This is a genomic window from Lentzea indica, assembly GCF_012184385.1.
GTDB classification, from domain to species: Bacteria; Actinomycetota; Actinomycetes; order Mycobacteriales; family Pseudonocardiaceae; genus Lentzea; species Lentzea indica.
In genome coordinates, this window is record NZ_VSRL01000331.1 from 1 (window position 1) to 8,480 (window position 8,480).

General features: G+C 68.8%; 10 protein-coding genes. 7 read left to right on the forward strand and 3 right to left on the reverse strand.

Translation table 11 applies throughout. The features are described from left to right. Window positions 1-1,777, forward strand: a 1,777-nt coding sequence (locus FXN61_RS44350) for a DUF4231 domain-containing protein (protein WP_223165852.1), incomplete at its 5' end; no start/stop codon positions are given. Window positions 1,778-1,818: 41 nt separating this feature from the next. Beyond that, window positions 1,819-2,451, forward strand: a complete 633-nt coding sequence (locus FXN61_RS44355; protein WP_312878472.1) for a GTP pyrophosphokinase — start codon at window positions 1,819-1,821, stop codon at window positions 2,449-2,451. A gap of 50 nt (window positions 2,452-2,501) precedes the next feature. On the opposite strand, the gene FXN61_RS44360 is transcribed toward FXN61_RS44355, so the two are convergent. Continuing rightward, entirely contained in the window at window positions 2,502-2,897 is a 396-nt protein-coding gene (locus FXN61_RS44360; protein ID WP_167979831.1) for an SSI family serine proteinase inhibitor, read from the reverse strand. A gap of 81 nt (window positions 2,898-2,978) precedes the next feature. Between FXN61_RS44360 and FXN61_RS56045 the strand changes: the two genes are divergently transcribed. Both FXN61_RS56045 and FXN61_RS44365 read left to right on the forward strand, forming a co-directional pair. Beyond that, window positions 2,979-3,311, forward strand: a complete 333-nt coding sequence (locus tag FXN61_RS56045; protein ID WP_312878473.1) for an MFS transporter — start codon at window positions 2,979-2,981, stop codon at window positions 3,309-3,311. Then, the gene (locus FXN61_RS44365) at window positions 3,260-4,054 is read left to right on the forward strand and encodes an MFS transporter (protein ID WP_312878474.1); all 795 of its coding nucleotides are present in this window, start codon (window positions 3,260-3,262) and stop codon (window positions 4,052-4,054) included. The genes FXN61_RS56045 and FXN61_RS44365 overlap by 52 nt, the downstream gene beginning before the upstream one ends. On the opposite strand, the gene FXN61_RS44370 is transcribed toward FXN61_RS44365, so the two are convergent. After that, on the reverse strand, window positions 4,041-4,862 hold the full coding sequence (locus FXN61_RS44370; RefSeq protein WP_167979832.1) for a MerR family transcriptional regulator: 822 nt from the start codon (window positions 4,860-4,862) through the stop codon (window positions 4,041-4,043). The genes FXN61_RS44365 and FXN61_RS44370 overlap by 14 nt on opposite strands. Before the next feature lie 101 nt (window positions 4,863-4,963). Here FXN61_RS44370 and FXN61_RS44375 point away from each other — a divergent pair, with 101 nt between their 5' ends. Genes FXN61_RS44375 through FXN61_RS44385 form a run of 3 tightly spaced genes read left to right on the forward strand, consistent with a single transcriptional unit; the run spans window position 4,964 to window position 6,889 of the window. Next, complete coding sequence (locus FXN61_RS44375) at window positions 4,964-5,887, forward strand: anti-sigma factor RsbA family regulatory protein (RefSeq protein WP_167979833.1); 924 nt, start codon at window positions 4,964-4,966, stop codon at window positions 5,885-5,887. 39 nt (window positions 5,888-5,926) lie between these two features. After that, entirely contained in the window at window positions 5,927-6,454 is a 528-nt protein-coding gene (locus tag FXN61_RS44380) for a DUF742 domain-containing protein (protein ID WP_167979834.1), read from the forward strand. 51 nt (window positions 6,455-6,505) lie between these two features. Further along, a complete protein-coding gene (locus FXN61_RS44385; protein ID WP_167979835.1) occupies window positions 6,506-6,889 on the forward strand; it encodes a LapA family protein in 384 nt (127 codons plus the stop codon). Here the strand turns inward: FXN61_RS44385 and FXN61_RS44390 are convergent. After that, window positions 6,843-8,480: helix-turn-helix transcriptional regulator (locus FXN61_RS44390; RefSeq protein ID WP_167979836.1), on the reverse strand; the 1,638-nt coding region annotated here is incomplete at its 5' end. The genes FXN61_RS44385 and FXN61_RS44390 overlap by 47 nt on opposite strands.

An 8,480-nucleotide genomic window follows, 5' to 3' on the forward strand; every position in this document is an offset into this window, starting at 1 on the left:
CCCGTCCCGGCGACGCCGCCGCACGCGCGCACGCGCTGGTGGCGACCGCGGCATGATCTCCCGGCTCGTGCCGGCGATGACGACGTGCTGGGAGCGATGGCTCGACGAACGGCCCATCAGCAACCGGTTGCCCGAGGTGAAGCTGGAGGAGTTCGACCAGGGGGTGCGGCCGCGGGCGCTGGACGACCCGATGCTCGTGCCGATCCTCGCGCGGGCGGTGGCCAGACCCATGAGCACGTACAGCGTGATCGGCGTGCCGGAGGGGTTCGAGCTGCCCGTGCTGTGGACGCTGCGCGCCCTGCTGGCCGACCGCGAGTGGACGTTCTCGACCTACGAGCAGAACGACGCGGCCCAGCCGAACCTGCCGCGCCTGGTGTTCCTGTCCGGCAGGCCGTCGCAGGAGGTCGTCGTGCAGGACGGGCGGCTGCGGTTCGACGTGCGCGAGGAGGTCCGGCCGGACGACTGGGCCACCAAGCGGGCGGAGGAGCTGCTCTCCAAGCTCAAGCACACACCGGCGGACGCCACGGTCTTCGTCCCTTCCCCGCCACAGGAGGTTGCCGTCGACGACACCCCGACGACCACCATCGAGATCCCGCAGCCTCCAGAACCCGCCAGGCGGTGGCCGGATCTCCCGTTCCACGAGGTGGTGCACGGTGACGCCCCGCTGCCTCAACGCCTCGTGCGGTTCGCCGAGCTCGCGGGCCAGATCGACGGCGCGGCGTGGCACGAGCAGATCTGCGCGTGGATCGAGGACCAGGCCACCGCGCCGGGCCCGTTCGCGGCCGCGCTCGTGCAGGCCCAGCGCGCCAGGGGCTACACGGGGTTCGACGCCGCGATCAGCCGCCGCTGGCTGGCCGAGCAGGGCATCGCACCTGTCCGCCGGGAAACCGTGGAAGCGCCCGGAGTCGCCGCACGGCCACCCGTCGACGAGAACCTGGCCCGCTCGATGTGGGGCAAGCACGAGGCGTGGTCGCGATCGGCCAACCACTACAAGGACCGCGCGCTGCGCTACCGCCTGTCCGTGCTCGGCACGCTCGCGGGCAGCGCGGTGCTCACGGTGGTCGCGGCCCAGTACAGCTCCCGGTGGCAGCCGGTCACCAGCATCGCCGTCGCCGTCCTCACCGCGACGCTGGTCGTGGCGGGCATCTGGTTCCGCGCCGTGAAGGAACCCGCGGAACGCGCGCGGTGGACGAACGCTCGGATCATCGCGGAACAGGTGAAAGCCGAGGTGTGCAAGTACCTCGCAGGCGCGACCCCGTACCGCGACCCCAAAGCCGTGGCGTTGCTCAAGCAGAACGTCGAGCGCGCCGAACGCGACGAGCGGATGCACGAGATGGCGGGCACCACCCCGTTGATCTACGACCTGCGCTCCTATGTGGACAACCGGGTGCGCGAGCAGATCTCCTACCACCGCGCGACAGCGAAACGCCTGCAACGCAACCTGCACCGGATGCGGATGGCCGAGTACCTCTTCCAGGGCATGGCCGCCGCGCTGGCCGCAGTAGGTGCCGTGCAGGGCTACCAGCTGGCGGTGTGGGCGGGTCTGCTCACGACGATCGCCGGTGCCGTCACGGCCCACATCGCGCAGACCGGCTACGACCGCCTGGTCGTGCGCTACCGCCGGACCGTGCACGACCTGGAAGATCTGGTCCGCACGCTGCCCGACCGCCCGGACCAGGTCGCGCAGGACACGTTCGTGACCGGCTGCGAGCAGGTGATCGCCAGGCAGAACGACGACTGGCTCTCCCAGCTCACGACCTCGGCGAAACAGCCGTGACCGCTGCCGAGGCAGGTCCGCGTGATCAGTACCCTGGTGTTGTGACGGACTTGGCAGACGACCTCAGTCTGATTCGCGACCTCGAACGGCGGTTGCTCGTCTACAAGTTCGCGATCGAGGAGCTGATGACGAAGCTGCGGATCCTCAGCGAGGAGTTCGACTACGTCCATCGGCACGACCCGATCGAACACATCACCAACCGGGTGAAGAAGCCGGAAGGCATCCTCGAAAAGCTGAGGCGCAAGGGCTTGCCGTTCGACGTCGAGTCGATCGGCGACGTCCTGGACGACATCGCCGGCGTGCGGGTGATCTGCCCGTTCGTGTCCGACGTGTACCGCGTCTCGGCGATGCTCGCCCGGCAGCACGACGTGGACATCCTGCGCACCAAGGACTACATCGCTTCCCCGAAGCCGAACGGCTACCGCAGCCTGCACCTCATCGTGCGGATTCCGGTGTTCCTGTCGGACCGGGTCGAGCACGTGAAGGTCGAGGTGCAGCTGCGGACGATCGCCATGGACTTCTGGGCCACGTTGGAGCACAAGCTGTTCTACAAGTACGACGACAGCCCGCCCGCTGACTTCGTGGACGAGCTGAAGTCGTCGGCGATGATCGCGGCTCAGCTGGACGAACGGATGGAGTCGCTGCATCGCCGCATCCACCAGGACGATCACTGACGGGTCCTGGTGAGCGCGGCGGCCCGGTGAGGCCCGCCGCGCGCGGACAGTTACTGAATCTCCGGTACGAACACCGATCCGGTGGCCCGGATGAGCTCACAGGTGTTCGGGAACGTCTGCGTGTAGTTGACGTCCTGCCCCATCCACCTGCCGGTCGCCGACACGGTCACCGGGTCGTAGATGTAGGTGCACAGCAGGTCAGGCTCGCCGGGCAACGCCGAGAAGTCACCGTTCGCCGCCTCAATTTCGGCACAGGCGGCATCGGCGCTGGGGTGGTTCCCGCCGTCCGGGTTGCACGTGAGAGTGAACGCGGAGGTGGCGCTTTGGTTCTCAGGCGTCACGGTCATGGTCAGCTCGCCATCGGCCGCCGCGGCGGTTCCGGCCAGTGGAAACACCAGGCCGGCACAGGCGAGCGCGGACATCGTCACGATTCGCTTGCTGTTCATGACGGAGGGGTTCCCCGTCACGCTCTCGCATACGGGTGAGCGGCCCGGATCACTGGATCAGCGGAACGTATTCTCGGCCACGTGAAAAGCGTCCTGCCGTTGTGCGCAGCGGGCTTCGTCACCGCGTTCGGCGCCCACAGCGTCGCCTCCGGCCTGGGCTTTCTGCAGACGAACCTCCTGACGCTGGGCCTCCTGCTGGCGATCTACGACGGCGCCGAGATCCTCCTCAAGCCGGTCTTCGGTTCGCTGGCAGACCGCATCGGCCCGCGCCCGGTCCTGCTCGGCGGTCTCCTCGCCTTCGCGCTGGCCTCGAGCGCGTTCGTGCTGATCGACAACGTCGCCGTCGCACGGTTCGGCAAGGTGTGGCCGCGGCGGCGTTCTCCCCGGCGGCCAGCGCGATGGTCGCCCGCCTGACCCCGGAAACAGGACGAGGCAAGGCGTTCGGCCGGTACGGCGCGTGGAAGGGCGTCGGTTACACCGCCGGTCCGCTGCTCGGCGGCGTGCTGATCTACTTCGGCAGCTTCGACCTGCTGTTCCTGACCATGGCGGCGATGGCGGTGGCCGTGGCCGCGTGGACGTTGACGGTCCCGAACCTCGAACCCCTGCCCCGCCAACGGCAAACCGTCAAAGATCTGGCGAAACGCCTGTCCCACAGCGACTTCCTCAGGCCGACCACGGCACTCGCGGCGTCCACCGCGGCGCTGGCCACCGGAGTCGGCTTCCTGCCGGTGAAAGCCGCCGAGCACGGCCCGATCGTCACCGGCGCCGCGGTGTCGCTCCTCGCGATCACCGCGGCGCTGATCCAGCCGCGCATCGGCAAGGCCCACGACGCGGGCCGCGTCACCAGCCCGCGGACCGGAATCCTCACCGCGGCAGCGGGTTTCGTGGCGGCCGCGGCGATCCCAGGACTCACGGGCACGCTCATCGCGGCCGTCCTGATCGGAGCCGGATCAGGAGCCGTCACACCGCTGGCGTTCGCCGCACTGGCCAGGACGACACCGGAGGGACGGATGGGCCAGACGATGGGCAGCGCCGAGGTCGGCAGGGAACTGGGCGACGCGGGCGGCCCGCTGCTGGTGGGCGGGCTCGCCACGGTCGCATCACTCCCCCTCGGCCTGCTCGGGCTGGCCGCGGTGATCGCCCTTACGGCTTGGTGATCTCCAGCTGCAGCTCGGTGATCCAGTCAGCGGGATCTCCCTCGCCGTACTGGAGGTACACCTCGCGGGCGAACCCGTTCTGCTTGTACCCGTGGGCCTCGATCCACGTCGCGACCGCCTGGTAGGTGGCGTCGACGTCGTCCATCCGCCCCCGGTGCACGATGGTCGCCGCCTCTGCCAGCGCCGGCAGGTCCACGACCTCGAACTCGAACCGGTCAGAAGGCTCGACCGCCACCGTCACACCGGCGTGCACGAGCACCTGGTCGCCCTCGGTCGGCTCGTAGGTCGCGACGCCGGGACCGGCGAACCCAACACCGGCGCGTTCCATGCGTGCGATCAGCTCCGGGTACAGCGGCTGGATGACCGGACCGATGTCCTCGGGCTCGTAGGACGCGGCGGTCGCGGTCAGGCGAGCGACCCGGACAGCGGGAACAGGCTTCACAACGATGTCGTCGGTAGGCATGGCGCCTTCCCTTTCAATGGCGCGGAGACGTGCCTCGACCCGCCGCAGCCGCGATTCGTCCGCAAGAATCTGCTGCCGCAGCTCGGCTCGCCGCAACGAAAGCATTCCGTGCAGCTGCTCGACGGAAAGCTTCTCGTCGAGCACCACCCGAACCTGCTCGAGCGTCAGACCGAGGTCCTTCAGCGCGACCAGGCGGTTGAGCCGCTGCAGCTGGACGGCGGTGTAGAAGCGGTAGCCCGACGAAGGGTCGACGTGCGCAGGCGGTAGCAACCCCACTGCGTCGTAATGGCGCAGCATCCGCACCGACACGCGCCCCAGACGGGCGAAGTCTCCGATGTTGAACATGACTGCTCCTGTGTAGGGGCTGACACGGTGTGAGGGTCAAGAAATGATGGTTTGAGCAACGCGCCGGGTGCGCATCCTGGGGCGTTGACGAGAGGTGGCACATGACGTTCGCACATCCGGCGTTGTTCTACTCCGATGAGGACTCCTACATCGACGGGACCGTCCCGTTCGTCGTGGAGGGCCTGGCGAACGCCGAACCCGTCGCCGTGACGGTGCCCAGCAGGAACCTGCAGCTGCTCAAGGAGGCGCTGAGCGGGTTCGCCCACCTCGTGACGTTCTTCGACATGACGGACACCGGCCGCAACCCCGGCCGGATCATCCCCGAGCTCCGCGCGTTCGCCGACCGGCACCGCGGGGCCGTCCGGATCATCAGCGAGCCGGTGTGGGACCTGCGCACCGACGTCGAGTACCCGGCGTGCACGCTGCACGAGGCGCTGGTCAACTACGCGTTCAGCGGCCGCGACGTCAGCATCCTGTGCCCGTACAACATCTCCACCCTCACCCACGACATCCTGGCCGACGCCGAGAAGACCCACCCGGTCGTGATCGACGCGAGCGGCCACCGTCCCAGCGACCACTTCCACCCCGCACGGGTCGTCGTCGCCGCGCACTCGATGCCGCTGGCGACCCCGGTCGACGCGGCGAGCACGCTGGCAGGCGCCGGTGCGATGGCCGCGGTGCGGGCGTTCGCACGTGAGCAGGCCGTGAAGTACGGGCTGGCGCGTGATCGCGTCGACGACTTCGCGCTCGCGGTGAACGAGCTCGCGACGAACAGCGTCCGGCACGGCGGCGGCGAGAGCACGGTGCGGGTCTGGGCGGAAAGTGAAAGTATTGTTTGCCAAGTCAACGACAACGGCCACATCACGGATGTGCTGGCCGGACGCACGCCTGTTCACGCAAACGATCCAGGCGGTCGCGGTCTGTTGCTGGTCAACCGTTTGGCCGACCTCGTGCGCACCCAAACGACGTCGTCGGGCACTGCGATCCAGGTCAGATTCGATCTGGGTGACAAAAAGGCAACGTGATCGACATACATTCGGGCGACTTCGTTATAGCTTGAGCACGTGCACGACGAGGGAGCGACGGAAATCGGTTACACGGGGGCACGTTTCGGGTCCCCGAAGACCCGCAGACGGCTGCGCGCCGAGGGAAGAGGAGACTCGAACGGCGCGGAGACGCAGCAACTGCCCCGTCAGCAACCGTTGCGCCAACGCCCACCGGAACCGCCACCGGAGTGGCCGATGCAAGAAGAAGAACCACCAGTCCCCGCGCGGGACAGCGCTCTCGTTCGTCCTTATGCCCGCACCGGCGGCCGTACCGCGGCCCGCCACGACCTCCGTTTGGAAACCCTCCTCTCGACGGACGAGCAGTCCTTGTACCGCGCGAACAACGACCAGGCGGCGATGATGCGGCTGTGCCTGCAGCCGCGGTCGGTCGCCGAGATCTCGGCGCTCATGAAGATCCCGCTGGGTGTCACGCGGGTGCTGCTGAGCGACCTGATCACGCTCGGCCTGGTCGCCGTGCACGAACCGGGAGAGAAGCCGAACATGGCGCTGCTCGAACGCGTCCTGACCGGCCTGCGGAGGTTGTAGCCACCCGTTCGCCAGCGCGCGCGATCACGCCAGGTCGCCGATAATTTCACCGTGGCGAACACCAGCGACGAGACCCCGAAGACGCCGATCACGGAGCCGATCCCGGCCGCTCCATCGGCGAGCGCTCCTCCTGCTGTCACGCAGAAGAAGCTGCGGCCCACCCGGATCAGCGGTACGTGGGTCGCCGTGCTGATCGCGATCGTGGTGCTGATCTTCCTGCTCGTCTTCATCCTGCAGAACGGCGGCAACACGACCATCCACTTCCTGTGGGGTCAGTTCAGCCTTCCGCTCGGCGTGGCGCTGCTGTTCGCGGCGATCGGCGGTGCGCTGCTGGTCGCGGTCGTGGGCGCGGCCCGCATCCTGCAGCTGCGCCGTCAGGCCAAGAAGCTCACTGGTCGTCCCTCGACCTCATCACCAGCTCGACGCGAGAGCTGATCTCGAGCTTCCGGAAGATCTTGCGCAGGTGGAAGTTCACCGTGTGCGGCGACATGAACAGCTGCGTCGAGATCTGCCTGTTCGTCTGACCCTTGGCCACCAGGTTCGCGATCGCCCGTTCGGTGTCGTCCAAACTGGACCATCCGGACGCAGGACGCACCGGTGCCGCACGACGCCGGCGCCCGAGCTTCCGCAGCCGTCCCAGCACCCGCGCGCTGTCACGTGACGCGCCGATCTCCCGGTACAGCCCGAGCGCGTTCTCCAGCGCCTTCACCGACGCCGCCCGGTCAGCCGGGTCGGCGGTCAGCAGCGCGCCGAGGTCCTCGGCCGCGTTCGCCCGCGCCCACAGGTCCCTGTGCTGCTGCGAAGCCAGTTCCAGCAACGAGGCGTCGGAGTCGAACAGGCCTCGTGCGTGCAACGCGGCGGCCGCCACCGCACGGAATCCGGGGTTCTCCTCCGCCAGCCGTTCCACGCGGTCCACGACGGCCTTGGCCAGCCGCTCGTCCCCCGCCTCCAGAGCCCGGCGCACGAACCAGCCGGCGGCACGCGGTTCCTCCGCGAAGAGGCCCGACGACACCAGTCCCGGGTACTGGTCGGTGAGCAGTCCCAAGGCCTTGTCGAGCCCGAAGCCGACATGGGAAACGACCACGTCGGCCCACTGGTAGTAGGCGCGCGAGAAGATGATCCCGTCCGTAGGAACGTAGCCGCGACAGCGTTCGACGTGCTCGATCGCGGCGGGCAGGTCACCAGTGTGGATCGCGACCATCGCCAGCACGGCCGACGCCGGCGCCACCAGCGCCGCGTGCCCGGTCTCCTCCGCCACCGCCAGCGCACCGCGCGCTTCGACGGACGCTTCCTCGATTCGCCCTGCCTGCAACAGGATTCGCGCCTGCACGACCGAGGTCATGACCTCTTTGGTCACCACCGCGGACGGCCCGCTGCGCACCCGCCGCACCACGCTGTCGGCGTCGGCGAACTCCCGCAGCCCCGAGAACACAGTCGCCAGCAACAGCTGCGGATAGGCGCAGAGGTCGTGGGAGGTCACGGACTGCGCCGCCTCGCGGGCCAGTTCCAGTGCCGCGCCGGGCTGTCCGGTGTCGCGCGCGATCGCCGCCAGCACCGCCAACGCCGTTGCCAGCACGTCGTCCGGTGAGCCCGTGTGCGTGCGCACGATCGTCTCCGCCAGCTCCTCCGCGCGGCGCCGATCGTGGCCGAGCAACGCCATCATCCGGGTGATCTCCACCCACGGCGCGAGTTCCGGCAGCAGGTCGGGTTCTTCCAGCAACGCCTCGGAGATCTCCACCGACTCGGTGTGCTGCGCGCCCAGCAACGTCGTGATAGCCACGCAGTGCCGCAGTTTGGCGGCGGGCTCAGGGGACACCTGGCGGGACAGCGCGTCCTGCGCGAGCGCTTGCGCCGCCGTGAGCTTGCCCGCCGCGATCAGCGCCCGTGCCGCGACGACCGTGCGGTGCACCAGCGACGCCGACGCCTGGTCGGTGAGTTCGAGTGCCCGCCCCGCGAGCTCGGCCGCGGCGTCAGGTGCGTTCCACAGCACGGCTTTCGCCGCCGCGACCAGTCCCTCGATCGACCG